Origin of the sequence: Aeromonas sp. 30P (genome assembly GCF_051919805.1) — a bacterium.
Taxonomy (GTDB): Bacteria; Pseudomonadota; Gammaproteobacteria; order Enterobacterales; family Aeromonadaceae; genus Aeromonas; species Aeromonas veronii.
This window is the reverse complement of sequence record NZ_JBQBEA010000001.1, coordinates 4630231-4649848: the sequence shown is the minus strand read 5'-3', so window position 1 is coordinate 4649848 and position 19618 is coordinate 4630231. Positions and strand designations below refer to the sequence as shown.

Annotated in this window: 16 protein-coding genes; 7 read left to right on the top strand and 9 right to left on the bottom strand. The window is 61.0% G+C overall.

The features are described from left to right. Positions 1-77: 77 nt before the first annotated feature. The 4 genes from hslU to argS all read right to left on the bottom strand — a co-directional run bounded on the left by hslU (position 78) and on the right by argS (position 4788). A complete protein-coding gene (gene hslU / locus ACTG2B_RS22155) occupies positions 78-1406 on the bottom strand; it encodes an HslU--HslV peptidase ATPase subunit (RefSeq protein ID WP_005340773.1) in 1329 nt (442 codons plus the stop codon). Between the two features lie 66 nt (positions 1407-1472). Continuing rightward, positions 1473-2006 (bottom strand): ATP-dependent protease subunit HslV, encoded by a 534-nt coding sequence (gene hslV, locus ACTG2B_RS22150; protein WP_005340772.1) that lies wholly within the window; start codon positions 2004-2006, stop codon positions 1473-1475. Positions 2007-2193: 187 nt separating this feature from the next. Next, on the bottom strand, positions 2194-3039 hold the full coding sequence (locus ACTG2B_RS22145; protein ID WP_005340771.1) for an SPOR domain-containing protein: 846 nt from the start codon (positions 3037-3039) through the stop codon (positions 2194-2196). 3 nt (positions 3040-3042) lie between these two features. Continuing rightward, the gene (gene argS / locus ACTG2B_RS22140; protein WP_064339135.1) at positions 3043-4788 is read right to left on the bottom strand and encodes an arginine--tRNA ligase; all 1746 of its coding nucleotides are present in this window, start codon (positions 4786-4788) and stop codon (positions 3043-3045) included. 310 nt (positions 4789-5098) lie between these two features. Between argS and ACTG2B_RS22135 the strand changes: the two genes are divergently transcribed. From ACTG2B_RS22135 to ACTG2B_RS22125, 3 genes are all read left to right on the top strand, one after another. After that, complete coding sequence (locus tag ACTG2B_RS22135; protein WP_139494644.1) at positions 5099-5665, top strand: LON peptidase substrate-binding domain-containing protein; 567 nt, start codon at positions 5099-5101, stop codon at positions 5663-5665. Between the two features lie 141 nt (positions 5666-5806). After that, positions 5807-6376 carry a sigma-70 family RNA polymerase sigma factor gene (locus tag ACTG2B_RS22130; RefSeq protein ID WP_005355542.1) on the top strand — a complete coding sequence of 190 codons (570 nt, stop codon included), beginning with the start codon at positions 5807-5809 and terminating at the stop codon, positions 6374-6376. Next, positions 6369-7061 carry a ChrR family anti-sigma-E factor gene (locus ACTG2B_RS22125; protein ID WP_439996853.1) on the top strand — a complete coding sequence of 231 codons (693 nt, stop codon included), beginning with the start codon at positions 6369-6371 and terminating at the stop codon, positions 7059-7061. Before ACTG2B_RS22130 ends, ACTG2B_RS22125 begins: the two co-directional genes overlap by 8 nt. A gap of 66 nt (positions 7062-7127) precedes the next feature. Here the strand turns inward: ACTG2B_RS22125 and bacA are convergent, their stop codons facing one another. The 5 genes from bacA to galE all read right to left on the bottom strand — a co-directional run bounded on the left by bacA (position 7128) and on the right by galE (position 12321). Next, positions 7128-7943: an undecaprenyl-diphosphate phosphatase gene (bacA, locus tag ACTG2B_RS22120; protein WP_021230740.1), complete on the bottom strand. Its 816-nt coding sequence runs from the start codon at positions 7941-7943 to the stop codon at positions 7128-7130. Between the two features lie 114 nt (positions 7944-8057). Next, positions 8058-9047, bottom strand: a complete 990-nt coding sequence (gene galM / locus ACTG2B_RS22115) for a galactose-1-epimerase (protein ID WP_439996852.1) — start codon at positions 9045-9047, stop codon at positions 8058-8060. Continuing rightward, positions 9044-10192, bottom strand: a complete 1149-nt coding sequence (gene galK / locus ACTG2B_RS22110; protein WP_439996851.1) for a galactokinase — start codon at positions 10190-10192, stop codon at positions 9044-9046. The genes galM and galK overlap by 4 nt, the downstream gene beginning before the upstream one ends. Then, the gene (locus ACTG2B_RS22105) at positions 10189-11247 is read right to left on the bottom strand and encodes a UDP-glucose--hexose-1-phosphate uridylyltransferase (protein ID WP_439996850.1); all 1059 of its coding nucleotides are present in this window, start codon (positions 11245-11247) and stop codon (positions 10189-10191) included. The genes galK and ACTG2B_RS22105 overlap by 4 nt, the downstream gene beginning before the upstream one ends. 60 nt (positions 11248-11307) lie before the next feature. Continuing rightward, the gene (gene galE / locus ACTG2B_RS22100; RefSeq protein ID WP_319919280.1) at positions 11308-12321 is read right to left on the bottom strand and encodes a UDP-glucose 4-epimerase GalE; all 1014 of its coding nucleotides are present in this window, start codon (positions 12319-12321) and stop codon (positions 11308-11310) included. A 201-nt stretch (positions 12322-12522) separates the two neighbouring features. On the opposite strand from galE, the gene ACTG2B_RS22095 reads away from it, so the two are divergent. From ACTG2B_RS22095 to mglA, 4 genes are all read left to right on the top strand, one after another. Continuing rightward, complete coding sequence (locus ACTG2B_RS22095; protein WP_439996849.1) at positions 12523-13530, top strand: substrate-binding domain-containing protein; 1008 nt, start codon at positions 12523-12525, stop codon at positions 13528-13530. A 189-nt stretch (positions 13531-13719) separates the two neighbouring features. Then, the gene (locus tag ACTG2B_RS22090) at positions 13720-16779 is read left to right on the top strand and encodes a beta-galactosidase (protein ID WP_439996848.1); all 3060 of its coding nucleotides are present in this window, start codon (positions 13720-13722) and stop codon (positions 16777-16779) included. 276 nt (positions 16780-17055) lie between these two features. After that, entirely contained in the window at positions 17056-18042 is a 987-nt protein-coding gene (mglB, locus tag ACTG2B_RS22085; protein ID WP_005340747.1) for a galactose/glucose ABC transporter substrate-binding protein MglB, read from the top strand. A 53-nt stretch (positions 18043-18095) separates the two neighbouring features. Further along, positions 18096-19616, top strand: coding sequence for a galactose/methyl galactoside ABC transporter ATP-binding protein MglA (gene mglA / locus ACTG2B_RS22080; protein WP_069527674.1), 1521 nt, complete (start codon positions 18096-18098; stop codon positions 19614-19616). Positions 19617-19618: the final 2 nt, after the last annotated feature.

The following is a 19618-nucleotide window of genomic DNA, read 5'->3' as shown; positions in this document are numbered from 1 at the left end:
ACGGAGACGGAATGAAATGGGCGGTGGAGAAATAAAAACGCCTCCACAGGGGAGGCGTTTTCAGATCAATCGCGCGCTTACAGAATAAAGCGGCTCAGATCTTCATCCTCGACAAGCGCACCGAGGTGGGCGTTGACGTAGTCGGTGTCGATGACAAAGGTCTCGCCAGACTTCTCGGAGGCGTCGTAGGAGATATCTTCCATCAGGCGCTCCATCACGGTGTGAAGACGGCGGGCACCGATGTTCTCGGTACGCTCGTTAACCTGCCACGCCGCTTCGGCCAGACGGCGGATGCCATCCTTGGTGAACTCGATGTTGACCCCTTCGGTGGCCATCAGCGCCTTGTACTGATCGGTCAGGGAGGCGTTCGGTTCGGTCAGGATGCGCTCGAAGTCATCTGTGGTCAGCGCGGTCAGCTCGACCCGGATCGGCAGACGGCCCTGCAGCTCGGGGATGAGGTCGGACGGCTTGGCGATCTGGAAGGCGCCGGAGGCGACAAACAGGATGTGGTCGGTCTTGACCATGCCGTGCTTGGTGTTGACGGTGCAACCTTCAACCAGCGGCAGCAGGTCGCGCTGTACCCCTTCACGGGAGACATCGGGGCCGGAGCTCTCGCCGCGCTTGCAGATCTTGTCGATCTCGTCGAGGAAGACGATGCCGTTGTTCTCGACCGCTGCGATCGCTTTCTGCTTCAGCTCTTCCGGATTGACCAGACGAGCCGCTTCCTCTTCGATCAGCGCCTTCATGGCCTCTTTGACCTTGATCTTGCGCTTCTTCTTCTGGTTCTGGCCCAGATTCTGGAACAGTCCCTGCAGCTGGTTGGCCATCTCTTCCATGCCCGGCGGGGTCATGATTTCGACACCCATCGGGGAGGCGGAGAGTTCCAGCTCGATCTCCTTGTCATCCAGCTGACCTTCCCGCAGTTTCTTGCGGAAGATCTGGCGGGTGTTGGAGTTGTCGGCTTTCTCTTCCTCACCCCAGGTGTTGCGCGGGTTGGGCAGCAGGGCGTCGAGAATGCGCTCTTCGGCAGCCTCCTCGGCGCGGTATTTCATCTTCTCCATCTCGGTTTCGCGCACCAGCTTGATGGCGGCATCGGTCAGATCGCGGATGATGCTGTCCACTTCCTTGCCGACATAGCCCACTTCGGTGAACTTGGTCGCTTCCACCTTGATGAAGGGGGCGTTGGCCAGCTTGGCCAGACGACGGGCGATCTCGGTCTTGCCGACACCGGTCGGGCCGATCATCAGGATGTTTTTCGGGGTCACTTCATGGCGCATCTCTTCGTTGAGCTGCATCCGGCGCCAGCGGTTGCGCAGGGCAACGGCAACGGCGCGCTTGGCATCGGCCTGACCAATGATGTGTCTGTCCAGCTCGTGGACGATTTCTCTCGGGGTCATCTCGGACATGATGGTGTTCCTGTATCCGGGGCGGGCAGTGCCCACCCCTTGGGAAATTGGGTTTGGCTGGCGGCCTTATTTCGCCGAATAGTCCAGCACTTCAATGGTGTGGTTGCCGTTGGTGAAGACGCAGATGTCGCCCGCAATCTTGAGGGACTTCTCGACAATGGTCCTGGCATCCAGCTCGGTGTTTTCCAGCAGCGCGATGGCGGCGGACTGGGCGAAGTTGCCGCCGCTGCCGATGGCGATGAGATCGTGCTCCGGCTGCACCACGTCACCGTTGCCGGTGATGATGAAGGATTTGTGTTCGTCGGCCACGGCCAGCAGCGCTTCGAGGCGGCGCAGGGCGCGATCGGTGCGCCAATCTTTGGCCAGCGCCACGGCGGCGCGCTCCAGATTACCCTGATGGGCCTGCAGTTTTGCTTCGAAACGCTCGAGCAGGGTGAAGGCGTCGGCGGTACCGCCAGCGAAACCGGCCAGCACCTTGCCGTTATAGAGACGATGAACCTTGCGGGCGTTGCCCTTCATGACGGTGTTGCCAAGAGAGACCTGGCCATCGCCACCGATGACGACCTGACCGTTGCGGCGAACTGAAACTATGGTAGTCACTTTACTTACCTCGCTTGAGCCGAATGACGGCCTGACTGTGCATGGCAAGAAAGATGGGGATGGCAAACGGGCTTTTCAACCCTGCCTTTGGTCGGGATAAACGGGGTAGCAAACAGCGTGGGTGCGAGTGACACCAAAAGAACAGGGCCGGGTGTTGCCACCCAGCCCTGCGTCATCGGTAAGCAGATTACCCTTTCTTGGGAATGCAGCCGCTGATGCCGGAGCTCTGCAGCTTGCTGTTGGCCGCGTCGGCGGCCGCCTTGCCGTTGAAGGGGCCCACCATCACCTTGTAGACGGTGCCGTTGGCGCCATTGATCACCTGCAGGCTGGATGAGAGCCCGGCGGTGAAGGCGATACGAGCCTTGAGCGACTCTGCGGAATCCTGCGAGCGCAGGGCGGCGCACTGCATCATATAGCGACCGCTGTCGGCGGCTGCGGTCTGGGCTGGCGGAGTGGCCGCTTTGGCCTTGGCCGCTTCGGCGCGTTCCCGTTCCAGCTCGGCACGGATCTCCCGCTCCATCCGTTCCCGTTCAGCCTTGCGGTCGATCACCTGCTCTTGCGCGCTGGCAACCGGTGCTCCGGAGGTGGAAGGGGTGGTCGCCGGATTGGGCTGATAGGGCTTGGGCTGGCCGATGGGCGTTCCCGGTTGGGGAATGTCGGTCGGCACCGGCTGTGGCAGTTTTTCCGGTTGCAGGGTCATGGTATCTGCCGGTGGTGGCGGCAGCACACCCGGCTGGGTCGGCGGCTCTATGATATCGACCTGCTTGTTCTCAAGCCGTTCGATGTAGCTCCACTTCTCCTGAGGCAGCCCGTTATTCTGCGCTTTTGGCTTGTTGGCCTTTACCTGCTCCTCAATGGTGGGGGCGTCGTTGCCCTTGCCATTGATCATGTAAAGGAAGCCACCAAAGCCTGCCAGCAGTGCCACGACCAGCAGCACTGGAATAACAGGAAAGCGGCGAGGGGCCGCTTTCTTGGTATTGCGGCCACCCGCCCGACGTCGCGGGCGGCTGCCGACATAATCCCGGGTTGCCATCTATTACATGCGCTCCAGGGTATGGATGCCCAGTACGCCGAGGCCCAGCTTCAGCACCTTGGCGGTGGCGGCGCACAGCAGCAGACGGCTCTGACGGGTCGCTTCGTCCACGCCATCCTTGTTGATCGGGCAGGCTTCATAGAAGGTCATGAAGTTGCCGGACAACTCGTACAGGTAGGTACAGAGCAGGTGCGGCATGCCTTTTTCGGCCACGCCGTTAACCGCGTCGGAGAACTGGATCAGCTTCTGGGCCAGCACCTCTTCGGCCTCTTCGTTCAGGGTCACGTTGCCGGTCAGCGTTTCGGCATCGATGTTGGCCTTGCGGAAGATGGACTGGATACGGGTGTAGGCGTACTGCAGGTAAGGGGCAGTGTTGCCTTCAAAGGAGAGCATCAGATCCCAGTCGAAGATGTAGTCGGTAGTACGGTTCTTGGAGAGATCCGCATACTTGACCGCGCCCATGGCGATGGCGTTGACCACGTTGGCCTTCTCTTCGGCAGAGAGGTCGCTGTTGCGGCTCTCCAGCAGGGCGGCAGCGCGCTCTTCCGCTTCGTTCAGCAGGTCAACCAGCTTGACGGTACCACCGGAGCGGGTCTTGTAGGGACGACCATCCTTGCCCAGCATCATGCCGAAGGCGTGGTGCTCGAGCGGCACGGATTCCGGCACATAGCCCGCCTTGCGGGTGATGGTCCAGGCCTGCATCAGGTGCTGGTGCTGACGGGAGTCGATGAAGTACATGACACGGTCGGCGCCCAGGGTTTCATAACGGTATTTGGCACAGGCGATGTCGGTGGTGGTGTAGAGGAAACCGCCATCGCTCTTCTGGATGATGACGCCCATGGCCTCGCCATCCTTGTTCTTGAACTCGTCCAGGAAGACAACGGTGGCGCCTTCGCTCTCGACCGCCAGCCCCTTGGCTTTCAGGTCGGCGACGATCTCCGGCAGCATGTCGTTGTACATGGACTCGCCCATGATGTCCTTGTTGGTCAGGGAGACATTCAGGCGGTCGTAGTTGATCTGGTTCTGTTCCATGGTCATGTCGACCAGCTTCTTCCACATGGTACGGCAGTACTCGTCGCCGCCCTGCAGCTTGACCACGTAGTTACGGGCGCGCTCGGCGAAGGCTTCGTCTTCGTCGTAGCAACGCTTGGCCTGGGTGTAGAAGGCTTCCAGATCCTTGAGCGCCATGTCGCTGGCGTGCTCGTTGGACATTTTCTCCAGATAGGCGATCAGCATGCCGAACTGGGTACCCCAGTCACCGATGTGGTTGGCGCGGATCACTTTGTGGCCGAGGAATTCCAGTGCGCGCGCGGCCACGTCACCGAGTACGGTGGAGCGGATGTGGTGCACCGCCATCTCTTTGGCCACGTTGGGGGCGGAGTAGTCCACCACCACGGTTTGTGGCGCGGGCAACCGTACGTTGGCGTTGGCAGAGGTCACCATGGCCTCGACCTGACCGGCCAGCCAGCGCTGGTCGAAGAAGAAGTTGATGAAGCCGGGACCGGCGATCTCGACCTTGGCGATCAGGTCGGAGGCAGGCAGGTGCTCGATGATGGCAGCCGCCAGCTCACGGGGATTTTTGCGGGCCGGTTTGGCCAGCAGCATGGCCAGGTTGGTAGCCAGGTCGCCGTGAGCTTTTTCCTTGCATCGGTCTACTTGCACGCGGGCTTCCAGGTCCGCCGGCAGGACGCCTGCTGACTTGAGATTGGCTACCGTTTGTTCAAGTAGATGATGAATATGCTCTTTCATAACTGACCACCAAGGTTGCGCGTCGAAAAATGACTGATATATAAGGGCGTGAATTTTACCCGCATCGGCTCGAGAAAACTATAGGGATGACCCGCCGCTCGCTGTCGGGCGGATATTTCACTGCGTTTGGCGCCATATTCCAGAATATTGGGCGGAAATTACGGTGCTTATCCATTTCTACTGCATATCGAAGCGGCTTGTCCAGGCTATTTTCCCCTGATTGTTAAGGGTTTTTCCTTTCCGCTGACGGGAATGATCTCCTCCCTCTGGCCCGGCGTATCAACAGAGGTTCCCAACCGAGGAGTTTGCGATGCGACTGGCGCTGTTTCCCCTATCTGCCCACCTGCTGCCCGGCGGCGTCATGCCGCTGCGGATCTTCGAACCGAGATACCAGCGGATGATCGCCGAGGCGGGGGAGTCCGGCTTTGCCCTCTGCATGGTGGACCCTCGCCAGCCCGACGCCCTGCGCAACATGCTGCCCATCGCCACCCGGGTCACCATCATCGATTTCGACCGGCTGCCGGACGGCATGCTGGGGATCACGGTGCAGGGGATGGAGCGGGTGCAGATAGAGGATCTGTGGCAGGAGCCCGATGGCCTGCGTATCGGCGAGGTGACGCCGCTGACGGCCTGGCCGCCCCGCCGGCTCCATCCTGATCAGCAGCCGCTGGTCGATGCGCTGCGGGAGGTGTTTGCCGACTATCCCGACTACGCCGCCCTCTATCCCGCCCCCCGCTGGGACGATGGCAACTGGGTGGCCCAGCGCTGGCTGGAGGTGCTGCCGATCCCCCCCGAGCAGAAGCAGCTGCTGCTAGCCGCCGCCGACAATCAGCCCGCCATCGCCCTGCTCAAGGGAGTGCTGGTGGCCAGCCACTGATTTTTTCCTGACCCGCTGATCCGCCACTGCCGCAGCGCCGTACAAGTCATCACCACAGCATGTTCGACAGCACACCAAAGGGATGGCGCAATGGCATATACTGGCCAACCACACTCGACCATACGCAGGACCTCGCCCGTGATGGATAACCCGGATGGCGATCTCAAATCTCTGCTGATCAGGGTGGCAGAGCAGGCCGACAAGGCTGCTTTTGCCCGCCTGTTCCAACACTTTGCGCCGCGTATTCGCAGCTACGGCCTGCGCCACCTCGGCAGCGAAGCCAACGCCATGGAGCTGGTGCAGGAGACCATGCTGCTGGTGTGGCAGAAGGCGCGCCTCTACCACCCCGAGAAGGGGGCGCCGACCACCTGGATCTACACCGTGATGCGCAACCAGTGCTTCGACATGCTGCGCCGTCGTCGCGCCAGCAAGGAGGATCTATGTGCCGAGGAGCTGTGGCCGGTGCTGGAGTTTCAGGCCGAAGAGGAGCACCTGAGCGGCGGTGAGGATGCGGTGCTGACCCGTCAGATGGCCCACTATCTGGGCACCCTGCCGGAGCCGCAACAGCAGGTGGTGCGTGGCATCTATCTGCAGGAGTTCTCCCAGCAGGAGTTGGCGGAGCGACTCGGCGTGCCGCTCGGTACCATCAAGTCCCGCCTCCGGTTGGCGTTACAGAAACTGAAAGAGCAAGTGGAGCAAGGCCATGATTAAAGCCCATCCGACCGACCCTATGCTGCGTGCTTTTGCCGCCGATGAGCTCCCTCTGCCGCTGGCGGTAGGGCTCTCCGCCCACTGCGAACTCTGCCCCGATTGTGCTGCCCGACTAAAGACATTCGAGGAGCTGGCGCAACAATATCTTGCCTCGCCAGCGGAGCCCGAGCTGGCCTCCCGCGATGAAGTGGGACTGGACGCCGGATTCGACGCCATGCTGGCGGATATTCTGGCGCAGCCGCTGGCAGAGCCCCTCTCCGAGCCAACACATGACCAGCCCCGAACGCAGCACGGCGAGCTGGAGGTGGCCGGTCACGCCTACCGTTTGCCACGGGTGCTGGCCCGCTACCGCTCGCCCAAGTGGCGCCATATCGGGGTCATTCGTCAGCAGAGTCTGCCGCTGGACGAGATGGGCGCGCGCGCCAGCCTGCTCCATATCGAAGCGGGCGGTCGCATCCCCGAGCACACCCATCAGGGTTATGAGCTGACCCTGCTGCTGGCTGGCAATATTCAGGATGGCGATACCCTTTACAAGGCGGGAGATTTCATCTGGCGCGATGCCAGCCACTCCCACAGCCCGCATACGCCGGACGGTTGCCTCTGCTACACGGTGCAGGATGCGCCGGTGCAGTTCACCAAGGGGTTGTCGCGGCTGCTGAATGGCATCAGCCAGCATCTCTACTGAGCACTATGACGCCATAGAAAAAGGGACCAGATTGGTCCCTTTTTTCATTTGATTGCTGGTTGCCGGTCAGGCGACAAACACCAGATAGACGGCGAATGCCACGATAAAGCGGTAGATGGCGAACGGGATGAAGTCGATGCGGCGGATCAATGTCAGGAAGGTCTTGATCGCAAACATCGCTACCACGAAGGCGGTGATAAAGCCCACTGCAAACATCGGGAAGTCGGCCATCGAGAGGAAATCGCGGCTCTTGTAGAGATCCAGCCCGCTGGCGGCCACCATCATGGGCACTGCCATGATGAAGGAGAACTCGGCGGCAGCGTGACGGCTGATCCCCATCAGCATGCCACCACTGATGGTGGCGCCGGAGCGGGAGAAGCCGGGCCACAGGGCCAGACACTGGAACAGACCGATGCCGAACGCCTGCTTGTAGCTGATGTCATCCAGGGTTTCGGCTGTGACGGCCGGGCGGAACTTCTCGGCGATGATCAGCAGGATGCCCCCCGCGACCAGCGCGTACATTACGGTCTGCGGACCAAACAGGTTGGCCTTGATCCAGCTGTGGATGGCCAGACCGACCACGATGGCGGGCATCATGCCGAGGATGACATGGATCAGCGACAGGGTGGCGTGATCCCGGGACGGCTTCTGGCCAAAGTGGATGCCAATCAGGCCAAACAGGCGACGCCAGAAGACGGCGACCACGGCGAGGATGGAGCCAAGCTGGATCACCACTTCGAAGGTGGCGGCCTTGGGCCCTTCAAAGCCCAGCAGATGGCCGACGATAATCATGTGGCCGGTGGAGGAGACGGGGAGGAACTCGGTCAGCCCCTCGACGACGCCCAGAATAAAGGCGACCAGCAGGCTATAAGTGTCAGTCATCGAACAAACAATCCTTAACTTCGTTGATGTAAAACGCCCCGGGAGGGTCTCGGGGCGGCTTATCTTGCTCGATAGTGACTGCTGAGGCTATGTAAAAATCATGAAACCTTTAAGTCAGTCGCGGATAAAACGGTAGCGGGTCTGGTGGTGATAACGCCCGCCCGGCAGCAGCCAGGGGTTGCCCAGCTCGGGGCGATTGGGGCTGTCCGGTAGCTGTTGCGCCTCAAGACAGAAGCCGTCGTGATCCCGGTGCGACTGGCCGCTACGGTTCGGGGTATTGGCCAGCCAGTTGCCGGTATAGAACTGCAGCGAGGGCTGGTTGGTATAGACCTCCATCGCCAGCTGCTTGTCGCCAGAGACTATCCGAGCGGCCCATTCTGATGTCGGGCCGTTGAGCACAAAGGCGTGATCGTACCCCTTGGCCTGTTGCTGCTGGGGATGGTTCAGCCAATCCTGGCCAATCAGGCGCTCGCGGCGCAGATCGAACGGCCCCTCCACCGGAGTGATGGCGATCGGCAGGCTGCTCAGGTCGGTCGGCAGGAAGTGATCGGCATTGATGCTGATGAGGTGGTCACGGACATCGCCGCCATCGGTTTGCCCATCGAGATTGAAGTAGGCGTGGCTGGTAAGGCTGACCGGGGTCGCTGCATCTGTGCTGGCCACAAAATCGACCACCAGATCGCTCTGCTCCAGCCGGTACTCCAGGGTGACCCGCAGATTGCCGGGAAAGCCCTGATCTCCCGCTCGGGAGAGCAATGCCAGCTTGACCCGATCCGCCTCCAGCTCCCTGATTTGCCACTGCTGGCGATGAAAGCCCGCCTGCCCGCCGTGCAGACAGTTGGGTGCCTGATTGGCATTCAGCGGCCAGTGCTGTCCATCACGCACCAGCTCAGCACCGCCGATGCGGTTGGCAAAACGCCCGGCCACCGCACCCAGCCACACCTGTTGGGTGGGATAGGCGTCGTCGGCACAGCCCAGCAGCACTTCGCGCCGTTTGCCCGCTACCGGCAGGGTGAGGGAGGTGAGGGTTGCGCCGAAGTCGAGGCCGCGTAGCCGCAGCCCCTCTTCATTTTCCAGCTCGAACGGGGTCATGGCGCTGCTCATAGCTTGCCTGCACCGGCGCTGGCAGAGCAGACGTAGCAGTCGGCCTTGAGGCCCGAGAGGGCCGGATACTCCGCCTCGACGGCGGCAATCACCTCGGCCACTTTCTCCGGGCGCAGCAGGGCGACCACGCAGCCGCCGAAGCCGCCACCGGTCATCCGCACGCCACCATCTGTGCCGATCCTGGCCTTGATGATCTCCACCAGACCGTCGATGGCGGGCACTGTGATCTCGAAGTCATCGCGCATGGCGGCGTGCGACTGGGCCATCAGCTCGCCGAGACGGGTCAGATCGTGGCTCGCCAGCGCATCGGCGGCCGCCAGAGTGCGGGCATTTTCCCCAACGATGTGGCGGGCACGACGATAGCAAGCATCATCCAGCCCGGCCTTGCGCGCTTCCAGTCCGGCCAGATCAAGGTCGCGCAGCGCCTTGACTCCGTAGTGACGGGCGGCCGCTTCGCACTGCTGGCGGCGGGTGTTGTATTCGCTATCCACCAGACCGCGGCGCACATTGGAGTTGACGATCAGCACCGCCAGATCGGTGGGCATGGGGATGAGGCGGGTCTCCAGCGAGCGGCAGTCGAGCAGCAGGGCGTGGTCGGTTTTGCCGCTGGCGGAGATCATCTGATCCATGATGCCGCAGTTGCAGCCGACGAACTGGTTCTCCGCCTGCTGGCCATTGAGGGCGATCTCGGCCTGAGTGATGCCGAGCCCCAGCGCCTCTTTGAAGGCCTGACCAATGGCCACTTCCAGCGAGGCGGAGGAGGAGAGCCCCGCCCCCTGCGGCACGTTGCCGGAGACCACCAGATCGAGGCCGTGCAGGGCATAGCCACGCTCCTGCAGATACTTCACCACGCCGCGGATGTAGTCGCTCCAGCGTTGGCTGGGGTGGTGCTCGATGGGCTGGTCGAGGTCGAACTGGTCGCGCTGGTTGTCGTAGTCGGCGGCGATCACCTGCACTTGTCGGTCATCGCGCAGGCCGATGGCAACGCAGGTCTCGTAGTCGATGGCGCAGGGCAGCACGAAGCCGTCGTTGTAGTCGGTATGTTCACCGATGAGGTTGACGCGGCCGGGGGCGCGCACCAGCAGATCGGGCGCTTTGGCAAATTGCTCGGCAAAAACGGTGCTGACGCGTTGGCTGGGGGTCATAGGGCCTCCTCATTGGTTTGATTGGTCTGGTTGTAGTGAATGGGGCTCAGAGCGCGCAGCCGCTCGGCGGCCTGCTCCGGAGTAAGGTCGCGCTGGGTTTCGGCCAGCATCTCGAAGCCGACCATGAATTTGCGCACGGTGGCGGAGCGCAGCAGGGGCGGATAGAAGTGGGCATGTAGTTGCCACACCTCGGGGCAATCCGACTTGGGCGGTGCAAAGTGCCAGCCCATGGAGTAGGGAAAGCTGCACTCGAACAGGTTGTCGTAGCGGCTGGTGAGCTCCTTGAGCGCCACCGCCAGATCCTGTTGCTGGGCCTTGGTCAGGTTGAGCATGGAGGGGACGTGCGCCTTGGGCAGCAGCAGGGTTTCGAACGGCCAGGCGGCCCAGAAGGGGACCACGGCGAGCCAGTGCTCGGTCTCCACCACGATGCGCGAGCGATCCGCCAGCTCCCGCTCCACATACTCCAGCAGCATGGGACGGCCATGCTCGGCCAGCCAGTCACGCTGGTGCTGCTCTTCGCGGGCGATCTCGTTGGGCAGGAAATCGCTGCCCCAGATCTGGCCGTGGGGGTGCGGGTTGGAGCAGCCCATGACGGCGCCTTTGTTTTCAAATACCTGCACCCACTCCCACTGGGCCGACAGCTCGGCGACCTGATCCATCCAGGTGGTGATCACCCCTTCGATGGCGGGCAGCGGCAGCTCGGGCAGGGTCTTGCCGTGATCTGGCGAGAAGCAGATGACCCGGCTTGTGCCGCGGGCGGCTTCCAGTTTCAGCAGGGGATCGCTGGCGCTATCGGCGGCCGGGGTATCCTGCATCAGAGCGGCGAAGTCGTTGGTAAAAACGAAGGTGCCCTGATAGTCGGGGTTGATGTCGCCAGTGACCCGGGTGTTGCCCGCGCAGAGGAAGCAGTCGGGATCGTGGGCCTGTTTGGGGGCCTGACTCACCTTCTCCACCTGTCCCTGCCAGGGGCGTTTGGCCCGATGGGGGGAGACCAGCACATACTGGCCGGTCAGCGGGTTGAAGCGGCGATGGGGATGATCGACGGGGTTGAACATCATCTCTCCTGAATAAGGTATTGAAAAATAGGGGCGTCTATTAACAGGGAGCAGGCAGGCCTACTCCTCGTAACCGTTCGGATTGGCGGATTGCCAGCGCCAGCTATCGGCACACATGGCGTCGATGTTGCGGGTCGCCCGCCAGCCCAGCTCGCGCTCGGCCTTGGCCGGATCGGCCCAGCAGGCGGCGATATCGCCGGGGCGACGCGGCTCGATGCGAAATGGCAACGGCTTGCCACAGGCGGCGGAGAAAGCGGCGACCAGCTGCAACACGCTCTGGCCCTCGCCGGTGCCCAGGTTGTAGGTGTGCACGCCACCCTTGCCGGCGCAGTGTTGCAGCGCCTTGACGTGCCCCTCGGCGAGATCCATCACGTGGATGTAGTCGCGCACACCAGTGCCATCCGGGGTGGGGTAATCGTTTCCAAAGACAGACAGGCAGTCGCGACGGCCAATGGCGACCTGGGTGATATAGGGCATCAGATTGTTGGGGATCCCTTGCGGGTCTTCACCCATGGTGCCCGATTCGTGGGCGCCGACCGGATTGAAGTAGCGCAGTAGGGTCATGCTCCAGTGGGGCTCGGCCAGCTGCAGATCTTCGAGGATCTCCTCGATGATCAGCTTGGATCGCCCGTAAGGGTTGGTGGCGCTGCGAGGGAAATCCTCGCGGATCGGCAGGTTGGCGGGATCGCCATAGACGGTGGCCGAGGAGCTGAACACCAGATTGTGCACATTGGCCCGCTTCATCGCCTGCAGCAGGGTGAGGGTGCCGCCGAGGTTGTTCTCGTAGTAATCCAGTGGAATGCGAGTCGACTCACCGACCGCCTTGAGGGCGGCAAAGTGGATCACTGCGTCGATCTGCTGTTCGGCGAAGATCCGGTCCAGCAGGGCGGCATCGCGAATATCTCCTTGATAGAACACGGGTTGCTGGCCGCTGATAGCCGCGACTCGAGTCAATACGCTGCGCTTGCTGTTGCAGAGGTTGTCGACCACCACGGGATTCATACCTGCCGATTGCAGGGCCAGACAGGTGTGGCTGCCAATATATCCGCAACCGCCGGTGACCAGAACGTTCATCTTGCTCTCCACTGAAAAGTGTCTGGAAGCAGTCTAGCCGAGGGTGTGGCGACCAAACTGTGAGCTTGCTTGCAAAACAGTGTAAACGATTACACTGTTTTTATGGTCATCCTGACGGCAGATATGCGTTTCACCTCTGTTTTCAATGGGTTTGCTGGGTATAATGGCGCTCTATTGCACAGTGAAATAAGTGAAAACAGTATGAGCACCATCAAGGACGTCGCCCGTTTGGCCAATGTGTCGGTGGCAACGGTTTCACGGGTGATGAACAACTCCCCCAAGGCCAGCGCCGCGTCTCGCGAAGTGGTGCAGAAGGCCATGGCCGAACTGGGCTATACCCCCAACGCCAACGCGCGGGCACTGGTGAACCAGACTTGCGACACCATGGGGGTGGTGGTCGGTGATGTAGCCGATCCCTTCTTCGGTGCACTGGTGAAGGGGGTCTCCGGCGTGGCCGTCGAGCAGAACCTTCACCTGCTGATGGGTAACGGTTTTCACAAGGCGCGTCAGGAGCGTGAAGCGATCGAGCTGCTGATCGGCAAGCGCTGCGAGGCGCTGGTGGTGCACAGCAAGGCGCTTAGCGACGAGGAACTTTACGATTACGCTATGCGGGTGCCCGGTATGGTGCTGATCAACCGTGATATTCCGGTCCTCAAGGGGCGATGCATCGCTCTAAACAACAGGCTTGGTGCGGCCACGGCGACTCGCCACCTGATCGAACTGGGTCACCGCCATATCGCCTTTATCAGCTCGGATCATGCCATCGAGGATGCCACCTTGCGCCTGCAGGGTTATCAGGATGGACTGATGGAGGCTGGTCTGGCAGCCGATCCGGAGCTTATCGAGAGCGGCACGCCGAACGAGGAGGGGGGGGAGCGCGCCATGCTCAACCTGCTGGCCAAGGGGCTCAAGGTGACCGCCGTGGTGGCCTATAACGATGCCATGGCGGCGGGCGCCATCTCAGTGCTGGCCGACAACGGCCTGCGAGTGCCGGAGGAGGTTTCGGTGGTGGGCTTCGATGACATCATCTATGCCAGATACCTGAGGCCCAAGCTCTCCACCATGCGCTATCCCATCGAGTTGATGGCGGCCCAGGCGGCCAAGCTGGCCATTCAGCTGGCGGCGGGGGAGAGTGACGCGACCCAGAGCCGGATCTATACCCCCACCCTGATCAATCGCCACTCGGTGGCACCGGTTCGGGCCGGATAGCCCCCTTTTTAGGCCCTGTTCGGGGCCGTTTCTTGCACAGTTATTGTTTTACCTGTTTTTAATCATTTTTACTCCGCTTTACTTAACAAAATCAGTGTAATCGTTTACATCTGTGTGAGCGAGATCGCCGTTCCCTGCGTCATACTTCTCTAGACTGAATACGTTTTTCAATCAGCAGGGAGAGAGTGAATGCTCAGGGAGATAGTGGCGCGTCAGGATTGGCAGACTCAGGCCATTACGTCGGTAAACCGTCTGGCTGCCCATACCCCCATGTTCAGCTGGCGCAGCGAAGCGGATGCCAGGGGTGATCTGGCCTCTTCCTCCCGTCTCTTGCTCGATGGCGAGTGGCGCTTCTCCTTCTTTGCCGCTCCCGAGCGGGTGCCCGAGAGTTGGCTGGCGCAGGATCTGGTGGATGCTTGCCCCATTACAGTGCCGGGCAACTGGCAGCTGGATGCCGCCTATCCGGCTGCGCGGCCGCTCACCGATGGCCCCATCTACACCAATATCAAGTACCCCTTTCCCTGCGATCCGCCGCGAGTGCCAGCAGAGAACCCCACCGGTTGCTACTCACGCGAGTTCGAACTGTCCGCCGACTGGCTGGCCAGCGGTCAGAGCCGAATCATCTTCGACGGGGTGAGTAGCGCCTTCCACCTCTTCTGCAACGGCCGCTGGGTCGGTTACTCTCAGGACAGCCGCCTGCCCGCCGAATTCGATCTGACCCCATATCTGCAGAGCGGTCGCAACCGGCTGGCGGTGCTGGTGCTGCGCTGGTCCGACGGCTCCTATCTGGAAGATCAGGATATGTGGTGGCTGTCGGGGATCTTCCGCTCCGTCACCTTGCTGCACAAACCGACCCGCCATCTGATGGATATGCGGGTGACGCCTGAACTGGATGCCTGCTATCGGGATGGCCGTCTCAAGATTGCCCTGCAAGTGGCCAATGGGGCCGGTCTGTCGGTGGAGGCCAATCTCTATGACGGTGGCGAGCGGGTCGCGACCCTGCGCCAGCCGATCGGCACCCAAGCCATTGATGAAAAAGGGGCGTATGACGATCGCGCCGAGCTGTGGCTCGATGTGGCTGCGCCGCGCAAGTGGAGCGCCGAGACGCCCCATCTCTATCGTCTGACCCTGACCTTGCTGGACGAGCAGGGCCAGGCCATCGAGAGCGAAGCGTGCGATGTGGGCTTTAGGGTGGTGGAGATCCGTGGCGGCCTGCTGCGGGTCAACGGTCAGCCGCTGCTTGTTCGCGGTGCCAACCGTCATGAACACCATCCCGCCAAGGGTTATGCCATCGATCGCGCCACCATGGAGCGGGATCTGCTGCTGATGAAGCGGCACAACTTCAATGCGGTGCGCTGTTCCCACTATCCCAACCACCCCGACTTCTATCGCCTGTGCGACCGGCTCGGCCTCTATGTGGTGGACGAGGCGAATCTGGAGACCCACGGCATGACCCCCATGGGGCGGTTGGCGCGGGATCCCGCCTGGAGCAATGCCTTTCTGGAGCGAGCGACCCGCATGGTGGCACGGGATTTCAACCACCCCTCGATCATCATCTGGTCGCTGGGCAACGAGTCGGGTTACGGCCCGGCCCACGATGCCATGTATGGCTGGATCAAGTGCAGCGACCCGAGCCGTCCGGTGCAGTATGAGGGGGGCGGGGCCGATACCCCGGCGACCGACATTATCTGCCCCATGTATGCCAGAACCCATCAGGATCAACCCTTCCCGGCGGTGCCAAAGTGGGCGCTTGCCAAGTGGATCGGCCTGCCCGGCGAGCACCGACCGCTGATCCTCTGCGAGTACGCCCACGCCATGGGTAACAGCCTGGGGGGCTACGCCCACTACTGGCAGGCGTTTCGCGATCATCCACGCCTGCAAGGCGGGTTTGTCTGGGATTGGGTCGATCAGGGGCTCGACAAATACACCGCCGATGGTCGCCACTACTGGGGCTATGGCGGCGATTTTGGTGATGTGAAAAACGATCGCCAGTTCTGCTGCAACGGCTTGCTGTTCCCGGATCGCACTCCGCATCCAGCCCTGTTCGAGGCGAAGCGTGCCCAGCAACCGTTCCGCTTCACTCTGCTTGAGCGCACCCCGCTGCGGGTGCGGATCGAGAGTGAATACCTGTTTCGGGAAACCGACAACGAGCGGCTTTGCTGGCAGCTGTGCGAGAACGGCCATGTGCAGCAGCAAGGGGAGGTTTCCCTCATGCTGGTGCCGCAAGGGGTGGTCGAGTTGACCCTGAGCGAGGCGTTGCCCACCTTTGCGGCAGGTTCACTGGCCTGGCTCGATCTGGCCATCGTTCAGCCCCAGGCCACCCTCTGGTCGCAGGCAGATCACAAGGTCGCCCGTCAGCAGTTCACCCTGCCGACTCCCCTTGCCCTGCCAGCGCCGGTCGCTGCCGCTACCCTGAGCGAGCAGCCGGATGGCTGGCGGATCACTGCCGCAAACAGCCAGTGGTGGCTCGATAAGCTGAGCGGCCGCATCACCAGTTGGCAAAAATCGGGGCAGGAGCAGCTGCTGGCGCCGATCATGGATCACTTCTATCGCGCACCGCTCGACAACGACATCGGCACCAGCGAAGCGGATCACGCCGACCCCAACTCCTGGATTGCCCGCTGGCAGGGCTGTGGTCTCGGTCAGTGGCAGCACCGCTGTCTGGGGATTGCGGTCGCCGGAGGGGATACCCGGGTCAGTCATGGCTACTTCCATCGTGATGAGCTGCTGCTGGTGAGTCACTGGCATCACCGCTTTACCGACGATGGCGCCATGAGCCTGGAGATAGAGACCGAGCTGGCGCAGGTGCTGCCTTCGCTACCGCGGATCGGTCTGTTGCTCCATCTGGCCGAGGTACCGGCGCGAGCAGAATGGCTGGGGCGTGGCCCGCACGAGAACTATCCGGATCGCCTGCTGGGCGCCGATCTGGGGCGCTGGAGTTTGCCGCTGGAGGCCATGCATACCCCTTACATCTTCCCGAGTGACAACGGCTTGCGCTGCGATACCCGTCAGTTGCAGCTGGGCAGCACGACGGTGAGCGGCAGCTTCCATTTCAGTGCCAGCCGCTTCAGTCAGCAACAGCTGGCCGCTGCTCGTCACCAGAGCGATCTGGTGGCCGAAGAGGGGCTGTGGGTCTGCCTCGATGGCGCCCATATGGGGGTGGGCGGGGATGACTCCTGGAGTCAGAGCGTGCGTCCCGAGTATCAACTGCTTGAGCGCCGTTACCGTTGGGGCTGCACTCTCCGTTAAGCCAGCTATTGAGACGACTGTCGAGCCAGTGCGCCATTTTGACAACAGACCAGTAACGACTAGCCTCAATGCTGTGGGAAAGATTGAGTCTCAAGTCTGATTTTTATTTATATGTATTTGAAAAATAAATATAAAGTTTCAATGTAACAGAGTGTAAACGTTTTCATTTTGTCGTCATGATCACAGAAGAAATGACAACAAACTGATTACATTGATTGGCGCTTGCTCAATTGCTCGCCACCCTACAACACAGATAGACACATCGGAGCACACATAATGAAAAAACTGACCACAGTTGCCGCCCTGCTGATGGGCATGATGGCTGGAGCCAATGCCCAGGCTGACACCCGTATCGGGGTAACCGTCTACAAGTACGACGACAACTTCATGGCGGTCGTGCGCAAGGCCATCGAGAAGGAGGCGGCAGCCACTCCGGGGGTGGAACTGCTGATGAACGACTCCCAGAACGACCAGTCCAAGCAGAACGACCAGATCGACGTGCTGCTGGCCAAAGGGGTGAAGGCGCTGGCCATCAACCTGGTAGACCCGGCTGCGGCACCGGTGGTGATTGAGAAAGCCCGTGGCGAAGATATCCCGGTGGTCTTCTACAACAAGGAGCCGAGCGCTACCGATCTGGCCAGCTACGACAAGGCCTACTACGTGGGCACCGACTCCAAGGAGTCAGGGATCATCCAGGGTCAGCTGATTGCCAAACACTGGAAAGCCCATCCGGAGTGGGATCTGAACAAGGATGGCGTGATCCAGTTCGTGTTGCTGAAAGGGGAGCCGGGCCACCCGGATGCCGAGGCGCGCACCTCCTACGTGGTCAAGACCCTGAACGATGGTGGCGTCAAGACCGAGCAACTGCACATGGATACCGGTATGTGGGATACCGCCATGGCGAAAGACAAGATGGATGCCTGGATCTCCGGCCCCAACGCCAACAAGATCGAAGTGGTCATCGCCAACAACGACGGCATGGCAATGGGCGCGGTTGAGTCACTGAAAGCCCAGGGCAAGACTGCCATTCCGGTATTCGGCGTCGATGCGCTGCCGGAAGCGCTGGCCATGGTCAAGAGCGGTGCCATGGCGGGTACCGTGCTGAACGATGCGGCCAACCAGGCTAAAGCCACTTTCGAGCTGACCAAGAACCTGGCTGAAGGCAAACCGGCCGGTGAAGGCACCAAGTGGAATATCGTCGACAAGGTAGTACGTGTTGCCTACGTCGGTGTGGATAAAGACAACCTGTCCCAATTCGAGTAATTCCCTCCTCCAGGGCAAGGGAGATCCCCTTGCCCTTTTTTCAACCAGATGTGATGGCTGATATGACAACACAGCAACAATCAGAATGGCTGTTGGAGATGATTGACGTCAGTAAGAGCTTTCCCGGCGTCAAGGCACTCGATAATGTCAATTTACGGGTCCGTCCTCATTCTGTGCATGCGTTGATGGGCGAGAACGGAGCGGGAAAATCCACACTGCTCAAGTGCCTGTTCGGCATTTACGAGAAGGATCAGGGCAAGATCTTCTTCAAGGGGCAGGAGATCAACTTCACCTCCTCGAAAGAGGCGCTGGAAAATGGCGTCTCCATGGTGCATCAGGAGCTCAACCTGGTGCTGCAGCGTACCGTGATGGACAACATGTGGCTCGGCCGCTACCCCACCAAGGGGTGGTTTATCGACCACGGCAAGATGTATGACGACACCAAGCGCATCTTCGATGAGCTGGATATCGACATCGACCCCAAGGTGAAGGTCGCGACCCTGTCGGTCTCCCAGATGCAGATGATCGAGATCGCCAAGGCGTTCTCCTACGACGCCAAGATCGTCATCATGGACGAACCCACCTCCTCCCTGACCGAGAAAGAGGTGAACCACCTCTTCAAGATCATCAACAAGTTGAAGGAGAAGGGGTGCGGCATCGTCTACATCTCTCACAAGATGGAGGAGATCTTCCAGCTCTGTGACGAGATCACCATATTGCGGGATGGCCAGTGGGTGGCAACCCAGCCGCTCAAGGGCATGACCATGGATCAGATCATCGGCATGATGGTCGGCCGTGAACTGACCCAGCGCTTCCCGGAAAAGACCAACCAGCCGAAGGAGGTGATCCTCGAGATCGAACACCTGACGGCGAAAAACCAGCCCTCTATTCAGGACATCACCTTCAACCTGCACAAGGGGGAGATCCTCGGCATCGCCGGACTGGTGGGGGCCAAGCGCACCGACATCGTCGAGACCCTGTTCGGTATTCGTGATCGCAGCCAGGGCAGCATCAAGCTGCACGGCAAAGAGGTGGCCAACCACAACGCCCACGAAGCGATCCGCAACGGCTTTGCGCTGGTGACGGAAGAGCGCCGCTCCACCGGTATCTACTCCCGGCTCGATATCGCCTTCAACTCCCTGATCGCCAACATGGACAGCTACAAGGGCTCCATGGGGCTGCTCAGCGACAACAAGATGAAGAGCGATACCCAGTGGGTGATCGACTCCATGCGGGTCAAGACGCCGACCCAGCAGACCCAGATCGGTTCCCTCTCCGGGGGCAACCAGCAGAAGGTGATCATCGGTCGCTGGCTGCTGACCCAGCCGGAGATCCTGATGCTCGACGAGCCCACCCGCGGCATCGACGTCGGGGCCAAGTTCGAGATCTACCAGCTCATCCTGGAGCTGGCGAAGAAGGACAAAGGGATCATCATCATCTCGTCAGAGATGCCGGAATTGCTGGGGATCACCGACCGCATCATGGTGATGAGCAATGGCCGGGTCGCCGGGATCGTCAATACCAAAGAAACTGACCAGAGCGAGATACTGCGCCTGGCATCTCTGTACCTCTAGAG

Excerpts from the sequence above, each read along its gene's own strand:
- ACTG2B_RS22125 (WP_439996853.1), top strand. The coding sequence starts at position 6,369 with ATGATTAAAGCCCATCCGACCGACCCTATGCTGCGTGCTTTTGCCGCC.
- hslU (WP_005340773.1), bottom strand. The coding sequence starts at position 1,406 with ATGTCCGAGATGACCCCGAGAGAAATCGTCCACGAGCTGGACAGACAC.
- galM (WP_439996852.1), bottom strand. The coding sequence starts at position 9,047 with ATGAGCAGCGCCATGACCCCGTTCGAGCTGGAAAATGAAGAGGGGCTG.
- mglA (WP_069527674.1), top strand. The coding sequence starts at position 18,096 with ATGGCTGATATGACAACACAGCAACAATCAGAATGGCTGTTGGAGATG.
- ACTG2B_RS22090 (WP_439996848.1), top strand. The coding sequence starts at position 13,720 with ATGCTCAGGGAGATAGTGGCGCGTCAGGATTGGCAGACTCAGGCCATT.
- ACTG2B_RS22105 (WP_439996850.1), bottom strand. The coding sequence starts at position 11,247 with ATGTTCAACCCCGTCGATCATCCCCATCGCCGCTTCAACCCGCTGACC.
- argS (WP_064339135.1), bottom strand. The coding sequence starts at position 4,788 with ATGAAAGAGCATATTCATCATCTACTTGAACAAACGGTAGCCAATCTC.
- mglB (WP_005340747.1), top strand. The coding sequence starts at position 17,056 with ATGAAAAAACTGACCACAGTTGCCGCCCTGCTGATGGGCATGATGGCT.
- ACTG2B_RS22145 (WP_005340771.1), bottom strand. The coding sequence starts at position 3,039 with ATGGCAACCCGGGATTATGTCGGCAGCCGCCCGCGACGTCGGGCGGGT.
- bacA (WP_021230740.1), bottom strand. The coding sequence starts at position 7,943 with ATGACTGACACTTATAGCCTGCTGGTCGCCTTTATTCTGGGCGTCGTC.
- ACTG2B_RS22095 (WP_439996849.1), top strand. The coding sequence starts at position 12,523 with ATGAGCACCATCAAGGACGTCGCCCGTTTGGCCAATGTGTCGGTGGCA.
- ACTG2B_RS22135 (WP_139494644.1), top strand. The coding sequence starts at position 5,099 with ATGCGACTGGCGCTGTTTCCCCTATCTGCCCACCTGCTGCCCGGCGGC.
- galK (WP_439996851.1), bottom strand. The coding sequence starts at position 10,192 with ATGACCCCCAGCCAACGCGTCAGCACCGTTTTTGCCGAGCAATTTGCC.
- galE (WP_319919280.1), bottom strand. The coding sequence starts at position 12,321 with ATGAACGTTCTGGTCACCGGCGGTTGCGGATATATTGGCAGCCACACC.
- ACTG2B_RS22130 (WP_005355542.1), top strand. The coding sequence starts at position 5,807 with ATGGATAACCCGGATGGCGATCTCAAATCTCTGCTGATCAGGGTGGCA.